Annotated in this window: 17 protein-coding genes; 6 read left to right on the forward strand and 11 right to left on the reverse strand. The window is 71.3% G+C overall.

Going from position 1 to position 21,662, the window contains the following annotated elements:
* Nucleotides 1-4 precede the first annotated feature (4 nt).
* Nucleotides 5-1,744, forward strand: coding sequence for an amino acid adenylation domain-containing protein (locus OG408_RS04860; RefSeq protein ID WP_326668416.1), 1,740 nt, complete (start codon nt 5-7; stop codon nt 1,742-1,744).
* Here the strand turns inward: OG408_RS04860 and OG408_RS04865 are convergent.
* From OG408_RS04865 to OG408_RS04900, 8 genes are all read right to left on the reverse strand, one after another.
* Nucleotides 1,741-4,578 (reverse strand): hypothetical protein, encoded by a 2,838-nt coding sequence (locus OG408_RS04865; RefSeq protein WP_326668418.1) that lies wholly within the window; start codon nt 4,576-4,578, stop codon nt 1,741-1,743. The two genes, OG408_RS04860 and OG408_RS04865, sit on opposite strands and share 4 nt — an antisense overlap.
* Nucleotides 4,575-5,687: an ATP-binding protein gene (locus tag OG408_RS04870; RefSeq protein WP_266775789.1), complete on the reverse strand. Its 1,113-nt coding sequence runs from the start codon at nt 5,685-5,687 to the stop codon at nt 4,575-4,577. Before OG408_RS04870 ends, OG408_RS04865 begins: the two co-directional genes overlap by 4 nt.
* A 12-nt stretch (nt 5,688-5,699) precedes the next feature.
* Nucleotides 5,700-7,148, reverse strand: coding sequence for a VWA domain-containing protein (locus OG408_RS04875; protein WP_326668420.1), 1,449 nt, complete (start codon nt 7,146-7,148; stop codon nt 5,700-5,702).
* A complete protein-coding gene (locus OG408_RS04880) occupies nt 7,145-8,563 on the reverse strand; it encodes a hypothetical protein (RefSeq protein ID WP_326674473.1) in 1,419 nt (472 codons plus the stop codon). The genes OG408_RS04875 and OG408_RS04880 overlap by 4 nt, the downstream gene beginning before the upstream one ends.
* On the reverse strand, nt 8,533-9,036 hold the full coding sequence (locus tag OG408_RS04885; protein WP_266785967.1) for a hypothetical protein: 504 nt from the start codon (nt 9,034-9,036) through the stop codon (nt 8,533-8,535). The genes OG408_RS04880 and OG408_RS04885 overlap by 31 nt, the downstream gene beginning before the upstream one ends.
* A gap of 109 nt (nt 9,037-9,145) precedes the next feature.
* Nucleotides 9,146-9,928 carry an SGNH/GDSL hydrolase family protein gene (locus OG408_RS04890; protein WP_326668421.1) on the reverse strand — a complete coding sequence of 261 codons (783 nt, stop codon included), beginning with the start codon at nt 9,926-9,928 and terminating at the stop codon, nt 9,146-9,148.
* Nucleotides 9,929-10,089: 161 nt separating this feature from the next.
* Entirely contained in the window at nt 10,090-10,494 is a 405-nt protein-coding gene (locus OG408_RS04895) for a VOC family protein (RefSeq protein ID WP_266775795.1), read from the reverse strand.
* A 120-nt stretch (nt 10,495-10,614) separates the two neighbouring features.
* Nucleotides 10,615-11,358: a helix-turn-helix domain-containing protein gene (locus OG408_RS04900; protein ID WP_285569103.1), complete on the reverse strand. Its 744-nt coding sequence runs from the start codon at nt 11,356-11,358 to the stop codon at nt 10,615-10,617.
* Nucleotides 11,359-11,601: 243 nt separating this feature from the next.
* Here OG408_RS04900 and OG408_RS04905 point away from each other — a divergent pair, with 243 nt between their 5' ends.
* The 3 genes from OG408_RS04905 to OG408_RS04915 are packed head-to-tail and all read left to right on the forward strand — an operon-like array spanning nt 11,602 to nt 14,055.
* Entirely contained in the window at nt 11,602-12,270 is a 669-nt protein-coding gene (locus tag OG408_RS04905; protein ID WP_326668423.1) for a DUF4097 family beta strand repeat-containing protein, read from the forward strand.
* Between the two features lie 31 nt (nt 12,271-12,301).
* Nucleotides 12,302-13,267, forward strand: a complete 966-nt coding sequence (locus OG408_RS04910) for an ATP-binding cassette domain-containing protein (protein WP_326668425.1) — start codon at nt 12,302-12,304, stop codon at nt 13,265-13,267.
* Nucleotides 13,264-14,055: an ABC transporter permease gene (locus OG408_RS04915; RefSeq protein ID WP_326668427.1), complete on the forward strand. Its 792-nt coding sequence runs from the start codon at nt 13,264-13,266 to the stop codon at nt 14,053-14,055. Before OG408_RS04910 ends, OG408_RS04915 begins: the two co-directional genes overlap by 4 nt.
* 131 nt (nt 14,056-14,186) lie before the next feature.
* Here the strand turns inward: OG408_RS04915 and OG408_RS04920 are convergent, their stop codons facing one another.
* A complete protein-coding gene (locus OG408_RS04920) occupies nt 14,187-15,257 on the reverse strand; it encodes a GH25 family lysozyme (protein ID WP_266775805.1) in 1,071 nt (356 codons plus the stop codon).
* Nucleotides 15,258-15,471: 214 nt separating this feature from the next.
* On the opposite strand from OG408_RS04920, the gene OG408_RS04925 reads away from it, so the two are divergent.
* Nucleotides 15,472-16,269 carry a peptidoglycan DD-metalloendopeptidase family protein gene (locus tag OG408_RS04925; protein ID WP_266775803.1) on the forward strand — a complete coding sequence of 266 codons (798 nt, stop codon included), beginning with the start codon at nt 15,472-15,474 and terminating at the stop codon, nt 16,267-16,269.
* Between the two features lie 199 nt (nt 16,270-16,468).
* On the forward strand, nt 16,469-18,679 hold the full coding sequence (locus OG408_RS04930; RefSeq protein WP_285566766.1) for a HelD family protein: 2,211 nt from the start codon (nt 16,469-16,471) through the stop codon (nt 18,677-18,679).
* Nucleotides 18,680-18,704: 25 nt separating this feature from the next.
* On the opposite strand, the gene OG408_RS04935 is transcribed toward OG408_RS04930, so the two are convergent.
* Together OG408_RS04935 and katG are read right to left on the reverse strand one after the other, a co-directional pair.
* Complete coding sequence (locus tag OG408_RS04935) at nt 18,705-19,253, reverse strand: FABP family protein (protein ID WP_285566768.1); 549 nt, start codon at nt 19,251-19,253, stop codon at nt 18,705-18,707.
* A 121-nt stretch (nt 19,254-19,374) separates the two neighbouring features.
* Nucleotides 19,375-21,603 (reverse strand): catalase/peroxidase HPI, encoded by a 2,229-nt coding sequence (gene katG, locus OG408_RS04940; protein ID WP_266775811.1) that lies wholly within the window; start codon nt 21,601-21,603, stop codon nt 19,375-19,377.
* Between the last annotated feature and the right edge of the window lie 59 nt (nt 21,604-21,662).

A 21,662-nucleotide genomic window follows, 5' to 3' on the forward strand; every position in this document is an offset into this window, starting at 1 on the left:
CCGGATGCCCCCGCTTCGGAGAGCTCCGCTCGGTCCGCGGGCGACGGAAGGGGTACGGGAACTGGCCACCCGCCTGCGCGCGACCTCGCCCGAGGTGCTGATCGCCGCGCAGGCCCTCTACACCTCCCGCGCCACGGCCCGTTCCGAGGTGGTGCTCGGGGTGCCGGGGCCGGTCCCAGAGGTGCCGGAGGTGCCGGACCGGGTGGCACACGTCGTTCCGCTGCGGCTGACCGTCAGTCCCGGTGCGAGCTTCGCCGAGCTGGTGCGCCAGGTCGTGCTGGGCGTGCGCGGGATCCACCGCCACGAGGACGTCCGGCGCTCTCCGCGCATCGATCACGACGGCGGTCCGGCCCTGGCCGACGGGGCCGCGCCGACCGCGCACCGGGAGCGCTTCCTGCATCTCGTGGAACAGCTGACGGAGTCGGGCCCGCACACCCCGCTGGCCGCGCTCGGCATCGCCACACCCGACGAACACGCCCTCATGACGGACCAGTTCAACCGCACGGACCGCGCTCTGCCGCCGACGACCCTGATCGGCCCGGTCGAGGCACAGGTCGCCCGCACACCGGACGCCATCGCGCTCCTGTGCGGGGACGTCTCCCTCACCTACGCGGAGCTGAACACCCGCGCCAACCGGCTGGCCCGGCATCTGCGCACCCTGGGTGCCCGGCCGGGGGCCGTGGTGGGGGTGGCGGTGCCGCCCTCGGTGGAGCTGGTCGTCTCGCTGCTCGCCGTGCTGAAGGCGGGGGCCGCGTATCTTCCGCTCGGCCCGGAGCACCCGGCGGAGCGGATCGAGTACCTGTTGCGGGACGCGGCTCCCGTCTGTGTCGTCACCGACCGTGCGGACCGTCTCCCCGCAGGGCCGGGCCCCGAGCGCGTGGTCCTGGAGGGCCTCGACGTGTCCGGGTATCCGTGGTGCGATCCGGCGCGCCCGCTGACGCCCGCACACCCCGCGTACGTCAGCTACCCCTCGGGGCCCACGGGCCGGCCGGACGGCGTCGTCGTGTCACACGGCGCGGTCGACAACCGGCTCCGCTGGATGCAGGACGTCCACGGACTGACGGCGGACGACCGGGTGCTCCAACTGGCTCCCGCGTCGTCCGCCATGTCCGTCCGGGAGCTCTTCTGGCCGCTGCGGGCCGGCGCGACGCTGGTCGTCCCCGGGCCGGACGAAGGCCACGAGAACCCCGGCCGGCTGGCCCGGCTGGTCCATGAACGGTCCGTCACCGTCTGCCACTTGACGCCGTCCGCACTCCAGGACCTCCTGGCCGCGGACGACCTCGGTCTCTGCGCGGGTCTGCGCCACGTCCTGTGCAGCGGGGAGGTCCTGCCCCGGGAGACCGCGAACGCCTTCGGGCGCGGGCTGCCGCACATCGCGCTGCACCGCCTCCACGGACCGGCGGAGGCGGCCGTCGACGTCGGCTTCCACACCTGCGGGAGGGAGGGCCGCGGGCCGGTGCCGATCGGACAGCCGGTGTGGAACACCCGGCTGTACGTGCTCGACGCGGCGCTGCGGCCCTGCCCGCCCGGAGTGCCCGGCGATCTGTACGTGGCGGGACGACAGGTGGCCGACGGCTATCTGAACCGCCCGGGGCCGACCGCGTCCCGGTTCGTCGCCGACCCCTTCGGCCCCGCCGCGGCCCGGATGTACCGCACGGGGGACCAGGCGCGCTGGACGGAGCAGGGCGAGGTCGAGCACCTCGGACATACGGGCCGGCAGGCTGACCTGCGGACCAGCCCCTAGCCCGCCAGCAGCGCCTCCAGCGCCCGCGCGGTGTCCGGGTGACGGCCGACGAGTGCCACGCCCTCCTGGCCGCCGGGCCCGGAGTCTTCCCACGTGCCCTCGCAGCCCAGCAGCCCTGCCACCGCGTCGCAGGTCGCGGGGTGGGCGGCGAGCAGCGTGCAGCCACCGGCGCCGTCCCCGCCCCTCACCGCCGGCACGGTCTGCTGCCGCGCCTCCGCCCGCCACGGCGGCACCCAGGCGTCCAGCTCCGCGAGACGCCCGGGGAAGGTCCGGCCGGCCTCGCGGATGAGCAGCGGCGCCAGATCGGCGCCACCCGCGCGCAGCGTCGTGACGAGCGTCGGCAGCCAGGGCAGCAGCACCGGGTCGGGCAGCCGTCCGAACGCCTGCGACACCGCCTCCACCACGAAGTCCGCGAGGCCCGGGACGGGTTCCAGGGCATGCACGAAGCCGCTGAGGTAGCGCGGGTAGGCGGGCACCACCAGGGAGTTGCCCAGCAGTTCGTCGCACGTCGACCGCAGCTCGGTGCGGGAGAGGTGCCCGAGGTGGACCTGCGCCGCCCACAGCAGCGCCGTCCTCGACGGGTCACGCGGGTGCGACTGGGCCAGGGCCAGCCGGAGCTGGGCGCGGTCGCAGCCCAGGGACAGCGCCAGGCCCTCCATGCTGAACAGGAAGCCGAGCATCGCCGCCACCTGACGCACGGTGGCGTCGTCGTCGGTGAACGACGTCGGCAGCAGGGTGCAGTAGTGCGCGTACCCGGCCTTGACGAAGGACTCGATCCACGGCGGCAGGACCGGCTCGCTGGTGCGGTAGTACGCCAGCAGGCGGCGCACCCGGCGCAGTACCTCCGGTGCCCCGTCGACCGTGCGCTCGGCCGACAGCACCTCAAGCGCGCGGCTGCCGAGCTCGTCGGCGAGGCGGCGGCTGCGCAGATACAGCGTCGCGTCCTCGACGGTCTCCAGGACGGTCGCCGCGGTGGCCTGCGCGGCACCTGCCGCACGGCGCAACCGCTGCTCCAGGACCTGTTCGAGGCTGACGCCCTCGTAGCCGAGCTCGATGAGCGCGCGCTGGTGCGTGCCGAGGGCGAGGTCCCACGACTCCTGGAGGGACCGCTCCCCCAGGCTCCGCTCGCCCATGATCGGCCGGGCGGCTCCCGGTGGCATCAGCCGGCGCAGCATCCACAGGACGTCGGAGCACCGCTCCAGCTCGGGCCGGCCGGCGATGTCGAGGAGGGCCCGCTGCACACCGCGCTGCTCCAGCTTCAGCTCCAGGGCCGCGAGACGGTCGTGGACGTCGCGTGCCAGTGGGGGCAGGGCGTCGTAGCCGACCCGGCCGACCCGGTCGCCGCCCATCATGATCTCCACCAGGCGGCGCACATCGCGCCGGCCGGGCACGGTGTCCTTCTCGATGCAGGTGACGGCCGCGTCCTGGAAGTCGTACGGCGTCGGCCTGGCCCGGTCCCGCATGCCGGCCAGCAGGATCGACGTCTCGAAGACGGCGATGGCGTCGGCGGTGGACGCGAGATAGCCGTTGCGGCGGGCCGCGCGCACGATCTCCACGCACCAGCCGAGCAGTTCGGCCTCGTCGAGCCGGTCCAGGACGGGCGGCCTGCGCAGGAAACCGGACAGCTTGTCGGAGGGTTCGGCCGCCGGTCCGGGAACCCGCGCGGTCACGGACTTCTTCGGCTTCTTCGCTCCCGTCTGCCCGGCCAGCCGGTACGGCTCCACGCGGGTGCGCCGGAGGTTCTTCGCCCAGAGCGTCGCGGCGATCGACACCGATCCGCCGGCGAGGCCGAACTGTGCCTCGATCGCCGCGTGGCTGGACGGGATGAGTCCGTGCTGCCACTTCGTGGCCGTGCGGGGGCCGATCTCGAAGGTGTCGGTGCCGTGCACGCCGAACTCCGCGACCCGGCTGGCCGCGTGGAAGGCGCCGCAGACGTACAGGCAGTCGGCGGGGGCCGTCCCGGTCGCGGCCAGGTGTTCGCGCATCCGCGTCCACATGTGGCGTTCGCGGTCCTCGTCCACCCGGACCCGGTGCGGGTCGCCGGGTGCCAGGTGGCGGAAGAGGCTGCCGATGAGGAGCATGACCTGGCGGTAGGTGTCGTGGTCGCCCTCGCCCAGCGGCAGTTCCACGTACTGGTGCCACCACTCCGACCAGTGCCGCACCTTGCCGTGACGCAGCAGGTGCGCCTCCAGTTCGGCGAAGCGGGGCCGGAGGTCACCGATGCCGACGCCGACCGCGTCGCCGTGCAGGCCCGCCTCCTCCTCGGCCGCGGACGGTGTGCCGGAGCCCGCGGACGTGTCCGCGCTGTCGGTGTCGTCCCTCCCGTCCGGCTCCGTGCCGGGCGTCTCCGCTCGGGCGTCCCACTGGTAGACGTGGTCCGAGGAACGGTCGACGAGGACCAGTTCGACACCCGGTGTGTCCAGTGCGTAGGCGATCGCCTGGTACTCGGCCGAGGCCTCGGTGATGGGGGCGACCACGGACAGCGGTGCCCAGTCCGCCGGGAAGCCGTCGATCTCGCTGGCGAACGCCTGGACGGCCACGGGGAGTCTGCAGTTGCGCAGTTCGGTCAGCAGCGGCGCCATGTCCTCGCACAGCTCCAGGTAGATCACCTTCGGCTGCTTCTCCCGCAGGCGGCGCGCCATCGCGAGCGCCGAGGCGGGTGAGTGGTGACAGACGGGAAAGATCTCCAGGGGCTCACGCACGGCACGGTCGACGTCGTCGACGATGCCGAGGAGGATGCTCTCCAGTGCGTCGGGACCGTCGGCGAACGTCGCGGCGGCCTCCTGCAACTGGGTGCGCAGCTCCTGGAAGCCGCGCTCGTGCGGGCCGGTCACGACAGGGTGGCGATCGCGTCGCGGCCGCCCTCCAGGAACTCGGGCCAGGGCCCGCCCTCCTCCTTGCTGCGCGGTTCGACGACGCCGTGCAGGTACTTGTTGAGGATGGCCAGGTCCTCGGGGTCGCGCCGGGCCAGTGAACCGACGAGCGAGGACGCCAGGGTCCGGGCGGTCAGATCACGTTCCCCGAAGAAGTCGCCGTGCAGGACGGCGTCCTCCAGCACGCCGATCTGCTCGGCGGTGGACAGGGCCGACTCCAGCTTCTCGTCGTCGCTGCCGGCCGCGGCGGCGGAGGCCCGCAGGTCGGCGAAGCTCTGCAGGAGCACGTCCAGGAGCGTCGGCGGCACGTCGAGCTCGATGCTGTGGCGGCGCAGCAGTTCCTCGGTGCGGAAGCGGACGATCTCCGCCTCGCTCTTCTTGTTCGTCACCACCGGGATGCGGACGAAGTTGAAGCGGCGCTTGAGCGCCGAGGAGAGGTCGTTGACGCCCCGGTCGCGGCTGTTGGCCGTGGCGATGACGGAGAACCCGGGCTTGGCGAAGACGATGTTGTCGCTGTCCAGTTCGGGCACGGAGATGTACTTCTCGGACAGGATGGAGATCAGCGCGTCCTGGACGTCGCTGGTGGAGCGGGTCAGCTCCTCGAAACGGCCGATCGCGCCGGATTCCATCGCCGTCATGATCGGCGAGGGGATCATGGAGTCCCGTGACTGCCCCTTGGCGATGACCATGGAGACGTTCCAGGAGTACTTGATGTGGTCCTCGGTGGTGCCGGCGGTGCCCTGCACGACCAGGGTGGAGTTGCGGCAGATGGCGGCGGACAGCAGCTCGGCCAGCCAGCTCTTGCCCGTGCCGGGGTCGCCGATGAGCAGCAGTCCGCGGTCGGATGCCAGGGTGACGATGGAGCGCTCGACGAAACTGCGGTCGCCGTACCACTTCTGGGAGATCTCCCGGTCGAGGTTGTCGGAACGCTCGGAGCCCAGGATGAACAGGCGGACCATCTTCGGGGAGAGCCGCCAGGAGAAGGGCTTGGGGTTGTCGTCGACGGACTCGAGCCAGGCCAGTTCCTCGGCGTACTTGATCTCGGCGGGGGCGCGCAGCAGGTCGGACATGGGAGTCCCTTTCTAGGCGAGAAAAGTCTTGAGCTCGTGGACGAGCTTGCTGATGTGGCCGGAGAGGACCGGCGTGCCGAGGGCCTTGAACCGCTCACGGAACCAGGGGTTGACCTCCTGGCGGCCGGAGCTGGTGACCGACCCGACGGGGATGAACCTCACTCCGGACCGGTGGACGGCCTCGATGCCCTCGAAGAGCGGCTGGGAGCGGCCGAACTCGTAGAAGTCGGAGATCCACACCATCACCGTGTCCTGGGGATCGGTGATCTTCGGCCGGGCCATCGCCATCGCGACGGGTCCGTCGTTGCCCCCGCCGAGCTTGGTGCGCAGCAAGGTCTCGAAGGGGTCGTGCACCCAGGGCGTGAGGTCGAGCGCCTGGGTGTCGTACGCGATGAGGTGGACGTCCACCTTGGGCAGCCCGGCGAAGACCGAGGCGAGGATGGTGCAGTTCACCATCGAGTCGACCATCGAGCCCGACTGGTCCACGACGACGATCAGCCGCTGGGGTGTCGTCCTGCGTGCGGTGTGCCGGTAGTAGAGGCGGTCGACGTACAGCCGCTCCTCCTCCGGGCTCCAGTTGGTGAGGTTCTTCCAGATCGTGCGGTCGAGGTCGAGGTTGCGGAACACCCGCTTGGGCGGGACGGAGCGGTCGACGGCTCCCGCCGTGGACTTCTCCACCTGGGTCCGCAGCACCTCGGCTACCTCGTCGACGAAGCGGCGGATCAGGGCCTTGGCGTTGGCCAGGGCGATGCCCGAGAGGTTGCTCTTGTCCCGCAGCAGTTGCTCGATGAGCGACATGCTGGGGGTCAGCCGGGCCGCGAGCACGGGGTCGGCCAGCACCTCGCGCAGGCGCATCCGCTTGACGAGGTCGGCCTCCAGCGCGCCGAGCTCCGGCCCGATCACCGGGATCAGCCGGTCGAGGCCGGGGGTGCCGTGCCCGGAGCGTCCTCCTCCGCCGCGGCCGCCCCGCAGTTCGCCGGGTGCGCAGCCGAGCGCGCGCTCCAGCCATCCCGCGTCGGACTGCCAGCGCGCCAGCTGTCCGGCGGTGACCGTGCCGGAGCCGGAGGAGAAGACGTTGAGGAGAACCTTCGACACCAGTGCCGCTCGCCGTACCTCCGCGGCCCGGTCCCGTACACCCTCTCCGTCCGCGTCGGCACTGCTGTCGCTGTCTCTGTCGCCGTCGGGCTCCGGGGCCATCAGTCCGTCGAACTCGTCGGCCAGCTCGGGGTGGCGCTGCACGACCGAGTCGACGGAGGTCTGCGGGTCGAGCAGTGCGGACGGCAGCCCGAGGTCCTCCACGACGGCCAGGCTCGCCGACTCCAGTGCGGGCTGCTCCTCGGGGTCGAAGAGCCGGGCGAGGAGCCGCCAGTACAGCACCTGGCGACGGTTCTCGTGCGGGTCGGCCTCGGCGGTGCGCGGCGAGGCGGACGGGTCCGGCAGGCCGGTCGGTCGGTCCGTCATTTCCGCAGCAGCCTTCCCGCCCGCTCCCGGAGCACGGCGACGGCGTCGGTTGCGGCCTTCTCGGCCCTGGCTCCGGCCTTGTCGCTCGTGCCCCCGGCCCAGCCTCCGGCGTGGAGCGCGACGGCCTTCTTCCGTACGGTCGTCTCGACGGCCAGCGGCTGGAGCCGGTAGGCGCCGGCGTCCCAGCGCAGCAGCGCGATGCATGCGCCGGATGCCGCGACGGCTTCGGGCGTCAGCGGCCCGGCGGCCGGTATGCGATCGGTGTCGACCGCGAGCGGATGACCCGCGACGGTGAACGCCATTGCCCCGTCCGCCTGTTGCGCGCTGTATCCCTCAAGGAACACCGGCACGGCGATGCGTGCCGGGTGGCGGTCCAGGGGTGCGGTGACCGCGTCGGCCGCGACGGGCAGGGCGACCCTGGCCGTGACGAAGGGGTCGGCGGGTTCGCCCGTGCGGGCGTGGGCGTCGCTCCAGATCAGGTCGCCCTCGCCGGTGACCGGCATGGCGGTGAGTTCCATCGAGCGGCCCTCTCCGACGGCAGTCAGGAGCGACATGTGCGGTCGGAGCAGTTGCCAGAGCCCCGCGCCGACCACGGTGTCGGGTTTCGGCACCGCGATTCCGGCCCGCACCAGGCGCGGTGTGCTGCCGTCGGCGGGCTCGAACACCGCGTGGACCTGGGCCTGTACGGCGGTGGCGTGCTCGTGGAGGTCGACGCCGAGGGGAAGGAGGCGCCCGGTGGCGGTGCCCGTCGCCGTGGCCGCGGCAGCACCCGGCAGGGTCAGCAGCATCGCGCGCCCCCACAGATCGGCCCAGCGCCGGGCCGGTACGCGCTCCAGCGCCGCACCCGGGCAGGACGCGGCGAGTTCGGCGGCGAAACCGTCGAGCAGGGTCGCGAGGCGGCGCATCGACGGGTCCGGAAGCATGGCGGAGACGACGGGCGCCGCTCCCGCGACCAGGTCATGGTCCATGCCCTGCCATCCGGCACGGGCCAGGTCGGCCAGCCAGGAGCGGGCGGCGGTCAGCAGATTCACGGCCGGCCGGTCCTCGGTCGCCGGTGCGGCGTCCTCGCCGCTCGGCCTGCCCGTCGCTTCCTCGACGCGGTTCATCAGGGCGTCGTGGACGGATCCGAGCAGGGCGGTGCGGGCGGCCGCGAGGGCGACGAAGTCGTCCTCGCCCGCGGATCCGTCCGCGGTCCTGCCCGCGGCCTCGACGACCCGGGCCGCCAGCGGGGTGCCCGCGACGGCGCGGGCGAGGTCGGCCAGGCCGGCGGCCGTGTCCGGCCGGGGACGGAGCAGACCGGCGGCGAGCGCGGCGTCGAAGGCGTCGACGGCCGCCAGTGCCTCGTCGAGTCCGGGAACGGTTTCGAGCAGCGAAGCGGTGCGCATCACGCCACCGCCCGGGTGGGCGGGAACCAGTGCATCTCCGGCAACGGCTCCGCGCTGGGCGCGAGTTCCAGGTACGCCAGGTGGCGCAGGAAGCGGCTGAAGACGGGGGCGGCGTCCTTGGTCTCCGCCTGCACGGGACGGGTGGCGCTCATGCCGGCCTCGACGGACTGCGCGCTCGGCTCCCCGTCGGCGGTCTCCACCTTCAGGTAGCGGGCGACGCGCTCGGCACCGTACTGCAGCACGGCCTCGCCGACCAGCGCCCGGATGTGATTGCAGAACGAACCCCGTGCGCCCCCGCAGGGCCGGTTGTTGTTGGTGCTGCAGGCGAATGCGTAGCTGCCGGCCGCGACCGACGAGACGTAGACCCGTCCGATGTCCGAGCCGCTCGACACCACGCCCTGCAGACGTCCGCCGGCCAGCTCGACGAACGGGACCTTGGCCAGTTTGCGTGGCCGCGCGGGTGCGGTCACCCGTGCCGTACTCGACCTCTCCCAGTCCGACAACGCACCATCTCCTTTGCACCCAGGGGGTGTCCCCGTCACTCCGGCGGGGACACCACTGAACCTACGTGCGACCACTGACAACGGCGGTCGGAGACAGCTGCGGCAGGCCTCAGGAAACGGCGCCCACGGGGAGCAGCAGGGGGCGTTTCGCGGTGCGGCCGTCACCGGAGGAGCGGCCGCGCAGACGGCGTCCGAGCCAGGGGCCGAGGAATCCGGCCGCCCACCGCAGTTCGGCCGCTGCGGACTGCAGGCCGGAGGGAACGGCCGTCGGGGCCAGCGGGTCCGTCCACGTGCCGTCGCTCCCCGGCAGGTCGATGGCCTGGGCGGCGGCCGCGGCGATCCTCGCATGACCGAGGGGACTGGCGTGGAGCCGGTCCGTGCTCCACAGGCGCCGGTCGGTGGCGACGGCGTGCAGGGCGGTCTCGGCGACCGCGACCCCGTGGCGGGCGGCCGCGGCGCGGATGCGGGTGTTGAGCTCCTCCACCCGCGGCCTGACGGGCCGGGCCAGGGGCGCGATCTTCCCGACGTCGGGGAAGGTCAGGGTCACCACCCGCGCCCCGGTGGCCGTGAGCGCGGCGAACATCTCCTCCACCTGCCCGGCCACCTCCGCGGCATCGAATCTCGGCCGGAGCAGGTCGTTGACCCCGGCGACGACGGTGGCCAGGTCGGGCTCCAGGGCCAGCGCGGGCCCCAGCTGTTCTGCGCGGACCTGACCGGCGACACGTCCTCGCACGGCCAGGTTGGCGTACTGGAGACCGGGGTTGACGGCCGCGACGTGCTCGGCGAACCGGTCGGCCCAGCCACGGAGTCCGGTGGCGTCGTCACCGTCACCGAGCCCTTCGGTCTGACTGTCGCCGAGGGCGACATAACGCAGGTACTCACCGATCGGCATGAGCCGCCTTCTTTCCCCTCACCGGCCACGGAACCACGTACTCAATAATATGACTACTCAACTCCATGAGTATGCGGTTTCGCGCACCGGGACCCCCGAAGACCCGTCGACGGACGGGTCGGCGGGTCTTCGGGGGCGAACGGTGGCGGTGGTGGCGCCGGCTACGACGCCGCAGGCGTCGCTTCGTGACTCCCGTACGGCCGCGTGATGATCTCCATGCCATGACCTGCGGGATCCATGAAGTACAGGCCGCGCCCGCCGTGGTGGAGGTTGATCTCACCCGGCTGCTTGAGGTGCGGATCCGCGTAGTACGTGATCCCCGCCTGCTGGATGCGCCGCAGCGCGGCGTCGAACTCATCGTCCCCGATGAGGAAGGCGTAGTGCTGCGGGGCGATGGACTCGGCCGGAATGCTGGCGAAGTCCAGGGTGACGCCATTGCTGAGCGAGACCGGGATGAACGGGCCCCACTCGGTACCCACTTCGAGATCGAGCAGGTTCGCCAGGAACTCGGCGGATTCCCGGTTGGACCGGGCGTGGACAATCGTGTGGTTCAACTCGACAGACACAGTGGAATGCCTCCGAAGGCATCTCACGGACACCTCCATGCCTCACCCGGTCGGTGACCGGCACGCGATGTCGTGCCGCGATGATAGGAGCGGCATCGATTCCCTGTCGAGCGGCCCTTCCTACTCCTCGTCCGGATCGGCTTCCGGCTTCGCGTTCGCGTAGAGGACTTCGCGGGCCTGCTCGGCGGAGCGCGTTATGCCCTCGTTCACGAAGTCCAGGAAGCGCGCGATGTTCTCCAGGCGGACCGCGGCCGGGGAGTCGGCGCCGAGGACACCGACGCCCTGCCGTGCGGTCTCGACGAGTTGGGCGGTGGCCCGGGCACTGGCCATCATCGACTGGTACCAGACGTCGTCGTCGACGATGTAGCGCTCGCGACGGCGTTCGTCGCGCTCCCGGCGGACGAGGCCCTGGCTCTCGAGGAACGTGATCGCCTTGGAGATGGACGCCGGACTGACCTGGAGGCGCTGCACGAGTTCGGCCGCGGTGAGGCTGCCCGAGTCGGTGGTGTAGAGGCAGACCAGGACCCGGGACATCATCTTGTTGGACAGGCCCGACTGCATGAGGACGGCGGCGAACACCTCCTCGTACTCGCGCACGGCCTCGGCGTCGCGCCCGTGGGGCTGCGCAAGCGCCTGCCGCCCACGGGGTTCGGCGCTCTGCCTGCGCTGATGGGTGCGGCGTTCGGTGGCGCGGTGGGCGAGGTCGGCCCGGTAGGCGGTGGGGCCGCCGTTGCGCATCACCTCGCGGGTCACGGTCGAGGTCGGCCGGTCGAGGCGCCGGGCGATCTCCGCGTACGGAAGGCCGTCGGCGAGACCGAGCCCGATCTGCTGACGCTCCTGCTGAGTGAGCCTGCCTCCCGGCATCGCGATCCCCTTCATGGTCCCGTTCACGGTCCGGCGTGGCCCGTGCCGCCCGAGCATAGCGTTCACGTTCATTCCATTGCAACGAACGCTACTGCTCCTGTTGCGTTAGCCGTCAGAGCGTTGCAATGAAATTCGCCATCTGACCTGCGATTACCGGGATCTGACGCAACATCTGCGTTGTGCGAACCATGAACGCAACGTAGCGTTTCTCTCATCGGAAACAGTGATTCCAAGGAGCGCACCATGCAGAAGTTCGCCACCCCCACCCCCGTCTCCACCGTCCTGGACATCCCCGCCGGGCAGGTCCGGTTCATCGCCGCCGACCGGTCCGACACCACGGTCGAGGTTCTTCCCGCCGACTCCTCGAAGAGCCGTGACGCGAAGGCCGCGGAGCAGATCACCGTCGCGTACGCCGACGGCGTCCTGCGCATCGAGGCCGCACCGACGAACAACCGGATCATCGGCACCTCCGGATCCGTCGAGGTGACCGTTCAGCTGCCGGCCGGCTCCCGCGTCGAGGCGAAGGCGGCGGCCGCCGAGTTCCGGGGCGTCGGACGGCTCGGAGACGTCGTCTTCGAAGGCGCACAGGCCACGGTCAAGCTGGACGAGGCCGCGAGCGCCCGCCTCACCGTGCAGGCCGGTGACGTCACGGTCGGCCGACTGGGCGGCCCCGCGCGGATCAGCACCCAGAAGGGCGACATCCACATCACCGAGGCCCTCGGCGGAGCGGTCGAACTGAGCACCATGTCCGGCGGGATCTCCGTCGGCGCCGCCCGCGGAGTCTCCGCGTCACTGGACGCCGGCACCACCTACGGCCGGATCCACAACTCGCTCATGAACACCGCGGGCGCCCCGGACCTCACCATCCGCGCGATCACCGCGCACGGCGACATCACCGCCCGCAGCAACTGACCCCCAGCAAGCCTCCGAAGGAGCAACTCCCATGACCATCCCGGCCATCACCGTGAGCGGGCTGCGCAAGTCCTACGGCGACAAACTCGTACTGGACGGCATCGACCTGACCGTCCCCGAGGGAACTGTGTTCGCGTTGCTGGGTCCGAACGGGGCCGGCAAGACGACGGCGGTGAAGATCCTGTCGTCTCTGGTGTCGGCGGGCGCCGGGTCCGGGGAGATCCGGGTCGGGGGCCACGACCTGGCCACCGAGCCGCAGGCCGTGCGTGCCGCGATCGGGGTCACCGGCCAGTTCTCCGCCGTGGACGGTCTGATCACCGGCGAGGAGAACATGCTCCTGATGGCGGACCTGCACCACCTCACCAGGGCCGATGGCCGGCGCGTCACCGCCGAACTCCTGGAACGCTTCGACCTGGTGGACGCCGCGAAGAAGCCCGCCTCCACCTACTCCGGCGGCATGAAACGCCGCCTGGACATCGCGATGACCCTGGTCGGCAGCCCCCGCATCATCTTCCTCGACGAACCCACCACCGGCCTGGACCCACGCTCCCGCCACACCATGTGGGGCATCATCCGCAGCCTCGTCACCACCGGCGTCACCGTCCTGCTCACCACCCAGTACCTCGACGAAGCCGACGAACTCGCCGACCGCATCGCCGTACTCGACAACGGCAAAATCGCCGCCGAAGGCACCGCCGAACAACTCAAACGCATCGTCCCCGGCGGCCACGTCCGCCTCCGCTTCACCGACCCCACCACCTACCGCACCGCCGCCCACACCCTCACCCAGGCAACCCACGACGACGAAGCACTCACCCTCCACATCCCCAACGACGGCACCCAGCACGCCCTGCGCACCCTCCTGGACCACCTGGACACCCACCACATCCACGCCGACGAACTCACCGTCCACACCCCCGACCTCGACGACGTGTTCTTCGCCCTCACCACCCCCACCGGCGCGCTGCCGCACCAGACCCAGGAGACCACCCGATGAGCACCCTGCCCCTGGCCGTCCGCGACTCCCACACCATGCTGCGCCGCAACCTCCTGCACGCCCGCCGCTACCCCTCCCTCACCCTCAACCTCCTGCTCACCCCGATCATGCTGCTCCTGCTCTTCGTCTACATCTTCGGCGACGTCATGAGCGCCGGCATCGGCGGCGGCGGCGCCGACCGCGCCCAGTACATCGCCTACATCGTCCCCGGCCTGCTCCTCATGACGATCGGCTCCACCACCATCGGCACCGCCGTCTCCGTCTCCAACGACATGACCGAAGGGATCATCGCCCGCTTCCGCACCATGGCCATCCACCGCGGATCCGTCCTCATCGGCCACGTACTGGGCAGCGTCCTGCAATGCATCGCCAGCGTCGTCCTGGTCGGCGCCGTCGGCGTCGCCATCGGCTTCCGCTCCACCGACGCCACCGTCCTGGAATGGTTCGCCGCCTTCGGACTCCTGGTCCTCTTCGCCACCGCGTTCACCTGGATCGCCGTCGGCATGGGCCTCATCAGCCCCAACGCCGAAGCCGCCAGCAACAACGCCCTCCCCATGATCCTGCTCCCCCTCCTCTCCAGCGCCTTCATCCCCGTCGACACCATGCCCGGCTGGTTCCGCCCCATCGCCGAGTACCAGCCCTTCACCCCCGCCATCGAAACCCTCCGCGGCCTCCTCCTCGGCACCGAGATCGGCAACAACGGCTGGCTCACCCTCGCCTGGTGCCTCGCCCTCACCACCCTCGGCTACCGCTGGTCCACCGCACGCTTCAACGACGACCCCAAGTAACCCCCAACCACCCCCCGGGGCGGCGCATCCGACACCCACGTCGGACACGCCGCCCCACCGGCAGTTCCGCTCCCGTTCTCACGACCGGAACGGGCCGGCCGCCTCGGGGGCGGGGTTTGTTCCGGGTGCTGCTAGTCCCATTGGTTCTGGTTGATGAAGTGGCTGTAGGCGCGCCAGGAGTTGGGGCCCATGACGCCGTCGATGGGGCCGGTGTAGCCGTGGGTGGCGGCGAGGCGCTGGACGGCGGCCCAGGTGTTCGTTCCGGGTATTCCGTCGAGGGGTCCTGTGTAGCCCCAGTTCCGCATGTTCAGCTGGAGCGCGGCGTAGGTGTTGGGTCCCGGGACACCGTCGATCGGTCCGGTGTACCCGGACTGGATCCGCAGCCAGTTCTGCGTCCGCTGCCACATCACCGGACCCGGGACACCGTCCTGCTCCGTCGACGTCTTGGGCAGACCCCCGCCACCGGGCGGCGGATCGGTCGGTTCGGTCAGGTCGAAGGCCCATGCGCGGGCCAGGTTGAGGTCGACGGGGGAGGCGCCCCCGGCGGAGCCCACGGAGGTGTACTGGTGGGCCGCCCAGTCCGGATAGCGGCCGCCCAGGTCGGGCGCGCCCGGCCAGGTGCCGTTGTTCGGCCCCCAGGATGCCGCCCACAGGTGGGCGCCGGACGCGATCGTGCGGCTCCAGGTGCCGGCGCGCAGGGCGCCCGTGCTGATGTAGAACCAGGGCACGTAGCTGCCGACCCGCTCCCGGACCCGGTTGAACCAAGCGGACACGTCCGTGTCGTTCCACAGCCGGGTCGAGTCGTCCAGCACCTCGACATCCAGGGCGAGGACGTCACCGACGCGGTAGTCGTGCAGATGGTCCACGAAGTAGTCGGCGGCGGCAGCGGGGGCGAGGAAGTCTCCCGACAGCCAGTAGTGCCCCACCCGCAGGCCGGCGGCACGGGCGCCGTCGACATGTCCGGCGTACGAGGACGTGGTGTAGGGGCCCTCGGCGAGCTGGCAGCCACCGGCCTTGGCGACGGCGAACCGCCGGCCCTCGGCGGCGGCCCGGGCGTAGTCGATGCCGGCCTGGTAGTTCGAGACGTCGACGCCCTCCAGATCCGCCGCCGCGGCGAGCGCCGGGCGGCCGGTGGCCAGGACGATTCCGGCCGGGGCCAGAGCGGTCGCCACGACGCCGCGGATCACGGTTCTCCTGCGCATGTCTCCTCCGGTGGGGTCGGGGATCCAGCCGGCACGGCGTGTACGCCGTGCATGTGTCATGTTCTTATCAACATCTATGCGCGTAGGTTACCGTGGCCCCGCACCCTCTGTCAGCTCAAGTCACCCTCATATCAAGGGAGTTGCTGTGTGCGATCACCATGGGTCCGAAGCCGGCCGGGAGATCCGGCCGAGGGCCGGCATAAGCCGGCGCACCTTGCTGCGGGGATCGGTCACCACGTTCGGCCTGGCGGCCGGCGGTGTGCTGCTCTCGGGGAACACCGCCCAGGCGCTGGACATCTACAACCCGTTCAGCGGCTACCGGATCACCGGCACCTGGCAGGACCACCTCGACGACGGCTCCCTGGGCGGGATCGACTACGGGATGGGCGTCGGGACCGCCCTGCCCGCCGCGGGCGCGGGAGTCGTCACGAACATCCCGGACAACGGCACCGGCGGACACACGGTGACCATCACCCACAGCGACGGCTACCGGACGCAGTACATGCACCTGTCCCAGTTCCTGCTGGCCAACGGCACCTCGGTCGGCAAGGGAGGGATCGTGGGCTACTCCGGGGGCGCCGTCGGTGCCCCCGGCTCCGGGAGTTCCACCGGACCGCACGTGCACTGGCACCTGATCACCCCGGGCGGCACCCGGGTCAATCCGCTGAACTACCTGGGCGGTGGCGGGGGTCTGCCCAAGACGTCGACGGAGCAGGACGGTGTCCCGGGTCCGGTGATGTGGCAGCGGACGCAGAACTGGCTGCGGATCCAGTCCGGGTACACCGGACCGATCGACGGTGTCCCGGGACCCAACACCTACGCCGCGCTCCAGCTGAACATGCGGAACTGGGGCTACACAGGACCCCTCGACGGAATACCCGGAACGAACACCTGGGCCGCCGTCCAGCGCCTCGCCGCCACCCACGGCTACACCGGCCCCATCGACGGCGTCATGGGCCCCAACTCCTGGCGCGCCTACAGCCACTTCATTAACCAGAACCAATGGGACTAGCAGCACCCGGAACAAACCCCACGCCACCACCTGGACCACCCGTGGCACAAGAAATCCCCGGCCCGCAATTGCGGACCGGGGATTTTCCCGAGTATATTGAGTGTTTCTGTGCGCACACAGAAAAGGCCCCACACTGGGGGCCACTAAGAAACACCATATCCGCCAGGGAGCAATGTTGTCAACTCGGGAAAGCGCCGAATTGCAGAAGGAGCAGGAATTCATCGACCGGCTCTACGACCGTGTCGACGCGCTGCGCGGAGTCGCCGCCCAGCACGTCGAGGACGCGCTGACGCCGGTCGGGACCGGGCTGCAGGCCCGGCTCGAACGCGATGTGCTCGTCGCCGAACGCTCGGGGCTGCTCGCCGCCCTGAACGCCGTGGACGGCTCCCTGTGCTTCGGCCGCATCGATCTCTCCGACGGCGTCGCGCACCACATCGGCCGCATCGGAATCCGTGAGGACGACACCGCGCACACGCCGCTGCTGATCGACTGGCGTGCCCCGGTCGCCCGCCCCTTCTACCTCGCCACCGGTCACACGCCCATGGGTCTGCGCCGGCGCCGGCACATCACGACCGATGACCGCACCGTCACCGAGCTGCACGACGAGATCCTCGACGTCGGGGACCGGCAGCGCACCGGTTTCGAGGACCCGAGCGGCGACACCGTGCTGCTCGCCGCCGTGAACTCGGCCCGCACCGGCCGCATGGGCGACATCGTGCGGACCATCCAGGCGGAGCAGGACCGGATCATCCGCGCCCCGCACCGCGGTGTGCTCGTCGTCGAGGGCGGTCCCGGGACCGGAAAGACGGCCGTGGCGCTGCACCGGGCGGCCTTCCTGCTGTTCGAGCACCGTGAGCTGCTCGCCAAGCGTGCCGTGCTGATCGTGGGCCCCAACCCGGCCTTCCTCAGCTACATCGGCGAGGTGCTGCCCGCACTCGGCGAGACCGGTGTCCTGCTCGCGACCCAGGCCGAGCTCTTCCCCGGGGTGCACGCCGACGGAACGGACACGCCCCGCGCCGCCGCGGTCAAGGGCGGTGCGCCCATGGCGGAGGCGCTCGCCCTGGCCGTCCGCGACCGGCAGGTGCTCCCCGAGCCGGGTGCCCCGCTCGTCATCCGGCACGACGACGGTGATCTGATCCTCGACTGGGAGATCGCCTACGAGGCCAGGCAGGCGGCCCGCGACACCCTGCTGCCGCACAACCTCGCCCGCCCGCACTTCGCGTTCCGGATCATCGACGCCCTCACGGCTCAGCTCACGGAGCGCATCGGGGCCGACCCGTACGGCGGTCCCAACTTCCTCGGCCCCGACGACATCGCCCAGCTGGGCAAGGGGGTCGCGGTCAGCGGGGCGGTGCACGGGGCCGTCGACGAGCTGTGGCCGTTCCTCACTCCGCAGGACGTCCTCGCCGACTACCTGGACCACCCCGTCTACGTACCCGAGGAGGACGCCGAGGCGATCCGGCGCGCGCCCGGCGCGGGGCGCTGGACCCCCGCCGACGTACCGCTGCTCGACGAGGTGGCGGAGCTCCTCGGTGTCGACGACAGCGCCGAGCGCGCGGCTGCCGAGGCCGGGCGCCAGGAGCGGATCGCGTACGCGCAGGGCGTGCTGGAGCTGTCGAGGGGCTCGGAGTCGTTCGAGTTCGAGGACGAGGAGTCCGAGGTCCTGGCCGCCCACGACATCATCGACGCGGAACGGATGGCGGAGCGGCAGGAGGAGGCCGATCACCGCAGCGCGGCCGAGCGCGCGGCCGAGGACCGCACCTGGGCGTTCGGGCACATCATCGTCGACGAGGCGCAGGAGCTGTCCCCGATGGCGTGGCGGCTGCTGATGCGCAGGTCACCGACCCGTTCGATGACGCTGGTCGGTGACCCCGCTCAGACCTCCGAGGAGGCCGGGGTCGGCTCGTGGGAGAAGATCCTGGAGCCGTACGTCGGTGACCGCTTCGAGCATGTGGCGCTGAGGGTCAACTACCGTACGCCCGCCGAGATCATGGAGCTGGCGGCCCGGGTGCTGCGCGCCCACGACCCCTCGTTCGAGCCTCCCTCGTCGGTGCGGTCCACCGGTGAGGCGCCGTGGCTGCGGGACGCCGGGGACGACCTGGCGGGCGCGGTGGCGCGGGCGGTGGTGGAGCTGACGCCAGAGGAGGGCAGGCTCGCGGTCATCGCGCCGCGGGCGCTCCACGAGGAGATCGCGGTCCCGTCGACGGGGCTCACGGCCGGCGCCGAACCCGATCTGACGCAACGGGTGGTCCTGCTCGACCCGCGCCAGGCCAAGGGGCTCGAATTCGACCATGTGCTGGTCGTGGAGCCCGCTCTGTTCGGCACGAGTGATCTGTACGTGGCCCTGACCCGGGCCACGCAACGCCTGGGCATCGTCCACCGGGAGGAGCTGCCGCAGGCGCTGCGCTGAGTCCGCCGGCGACGGGGAACCGCCTCTACTCGCCTTCCCTGCGGCGGAGCTGCGCCGAGAGGTGGTGCTGGAGGGGCTGTCCGACGGCGGCGAGGTCGTGGACGAAGTCGAGTGTGCCGTCGTCCGTCAGGGTGTAGCGGCGGCGCGTGGCGTCGACCTGCTTGGCCGTGGGGGCGAGGGCGACCTGATGGGTGGAGAGGTCGGCCGTGCCGTCGGCCGCCACACCGGTCAGGATCTCAGCGATGCCGGTGGGCTGGGTGATCAGCGCCTCCACCCGGCCGTCCGGCTGCATCCGCCACCAGCCGCTCTCCCGGGCCGACGGCCGCAGCGGCCGGCCGTCCGCGTCGAGCAGCCAGGCGCGCGCCTCGTAGTGGAGGAAGGGCCTTCCGTCATGGCTGAAGGTGACCTCCTGCGCGTAGCCGAAGTCCTCGGAGAGCGTCGGGTACTCCCCCCGGCCGCGGCCGGTCCAGTTGCCCAGGAATCCGAGCAGGGGCTCCAGCAGCGGGTGCGGAGCGGGTGATGCGTCCGGCCGGTGGGCATCGGGGTACGGGTGCTTGCGGGCGGGGTCGGACATGAGGTGCGCTCCTGGGTGGGTCGGGCCGGTGCCGGCTGCCGAGGGAAGCCTAGGCTCCGGGCCCGGTGCCGGAGCACAGGCGCCGGGCCGGTCCCGTGCGGGACCGGCCCGGGCGTCGTGCTCAGACGAGGTCGAACCGGTCCAGGTTCATGACCTTGTCCCACGCCGCGACGAAGTCCTTCACGAACTTCTCCTTCGCGTCGTCGCTCGCGTAGACCTCGGCGACCGCGCGCAGTTCGGAGTTCGAGCCGAACACGAGGTCGGCGCGGCTGCCGGTCCACTTCACCTTGCCGGAGCCGTCGCGGCCCTCGAAGGTGGTGGCGTCCTCCGACGTCGACTTCCACGTCGTGCCCAGGTCGAGCAGGTTGACGAAGAAGTCGTTGGTCAGGGATCCGGGGTTCTCGGTGAGGACACCGACCGACGACTGCTGGTGGTTGGCACCCAGGACACGCAGACCGCCGACGAGGACCGTCAGCTCGGGGGCGCTGAGCGTCAGCAGGTTCGCCCGGTCGAGCAGCAGGTACTCGGCGGGGAGGCGGTTGCCCTTGCCGAGGTAGTTGCGGAACCCGTCGGCGGACGGCTCCAGCTCGACGAACGACTCCACGTCGGTCTGCTCCTGCGACGCGTCGACACGGCCCGGGGTGAAGGGGACCTCGATGTCGAAGCCGCCCTCCCCGGCCGCCTTCTCGACGCCCGCGGCACCCGCGATCACGATGAGGTCGGCGAGCGAGACCTGCTTGCCGCCGGACTGCGCGGAGTTGAAGGACTCCTGGATGCCCTGCAGGGTGCGCAGCACCGTCGCGAGCCGGTCCGGGTCGTTGACCTCCCAGGCGTTCTGCGGCTCGAGGCGGATGCGTGCGCCGTTGGCGCCGCCGCGCTTGTCGCTGCCGCGGAAGGAGGAGGCGGACGCCCAGGCGGTGGAGACCAGGTCGGACACCGACAGGCCGGAGTCGAGGACCTTGGCCTTGAGCGCCGCGGTGTCCCCGGCGTCGACGAGCTCGTGCGTCCGCGCGGGCAGCGGGTCCTGCCAGACCAGCGTCTCCGCCGGGACCTCCGGGCCGAGGTAGCGGACGACCGGGCCCATGTCACGGTGGGTCAGCTTGTACCAGGCGCGGGCGAAGGCGTCGGCGAACTGCTCGGGGTGCTCGTGGAAGCGCCGCGAGATCTCCTCGTAGGCCGGGTCGACCCGGAGCGAGAGGTCGGTCGTCAGCATCGTCGGCGCGTGGGTCCTGGCCGGGTCGAACGCGTCCGGGACGGTGCCGGCGCCCGCGCCCTCCTTCGGCCGCCACTGGTGGGCGCCCGCGGGGCTCTTGAACAGCTCCCACTCGTAGCCGAAGAGGATGTCGAAGAAGCTGTTGTCCCACGCGGTGGGGGTGTTCGTCCAGATCCCCTCCAGGCCGCTGGTGATCGCGTCGGCGCCCTTGCCGGTGCCGTACGTGCTCCGCCAGCCGAGGCCCTGCTGCTCCATGGGGGCGGCTTCCGGGTCGTCGCCGACGCTGTCCGCGGGGCCGGCGCCGTGGGTCTTGCCGAAGGTGTGGCCGCCGGCGATCAGCGCGACCGTCTCCTCGTCGTTCATCGCCATGCGGCGGAACGTCTCGCGGATGTCGCGGGCCGCGGCGAGCGGGTCCGGGGTGCCGTTGGGGCCCTCGGGGTTGACGTAGATGAGGCCCATCTGCACGGCGCCGAGGGGGTTTTCGAGCTCCCGGTCACCGGAGTAGCGCTCGTCGCCCAGCCAGGTGGTCTCGGGACCCCAGTAGACGTCCTCGTCGGGCTCCCACACGTCCGCGCGGCCGCCGCCGAAGCCGAAGGTCTTGAAGCCCATCGTCTCCAGGGCGACATTGCCGGTGAGGACGATGAGGTCGGCCCACGAGAGGTTCTGGCCGTACTTCTTCTTGACCGGCCACAGCAGTCGGCGGGCCTTGTCGAGGCTCGCGTTGTCCGGCCAGCTGTTGAGCGGGGCGAAGCGCTGCTGGCCGGCGCCGGCGCCGCCGCGGCCGTCGCTGATCCGGTAGGTGCCGGCGCTGTGCCAGGCCATCCGGATCATGAACGGGCCGTAGTTGCCGAAGTCCGCCGGCCACCAGTCCTGCGAGGTCGTCAGCACCTCGGCGATGTCCCGCTTCACCGCCGGGAGGTCGAGGGTCTTGAACGCCTCGGCGTAGTCGAACTCCTCGCCGAGCGGATTGGCGACGGCGGGGTTCTTGGCGAGGATCTTCAGGTTGAGCCGCTCCGGCCACCACTGGCGGTTTCCGCCGCCCTGGGTCGGGTGCGGCGCACGACCGTGGGCGACCGGGCAGCCGCCGCCCTCCTCCGCCTTCGGGTCGGTGACGATCGCGTCGTGGTTCTCAGTCATGGAAATCCTTCCGGACGGGGCGGATCACGGTGCTGAGGAACTACGGACGGGGGGAAAGG

Source organism: Streptomyces sp. NBC_01257 (assembly GCF_035917255.1).
GTDB lineage: Bacteria > Actinomycetota > Actinomycetes > Streptomycetales > Streptomycetaceae > Streptomyces.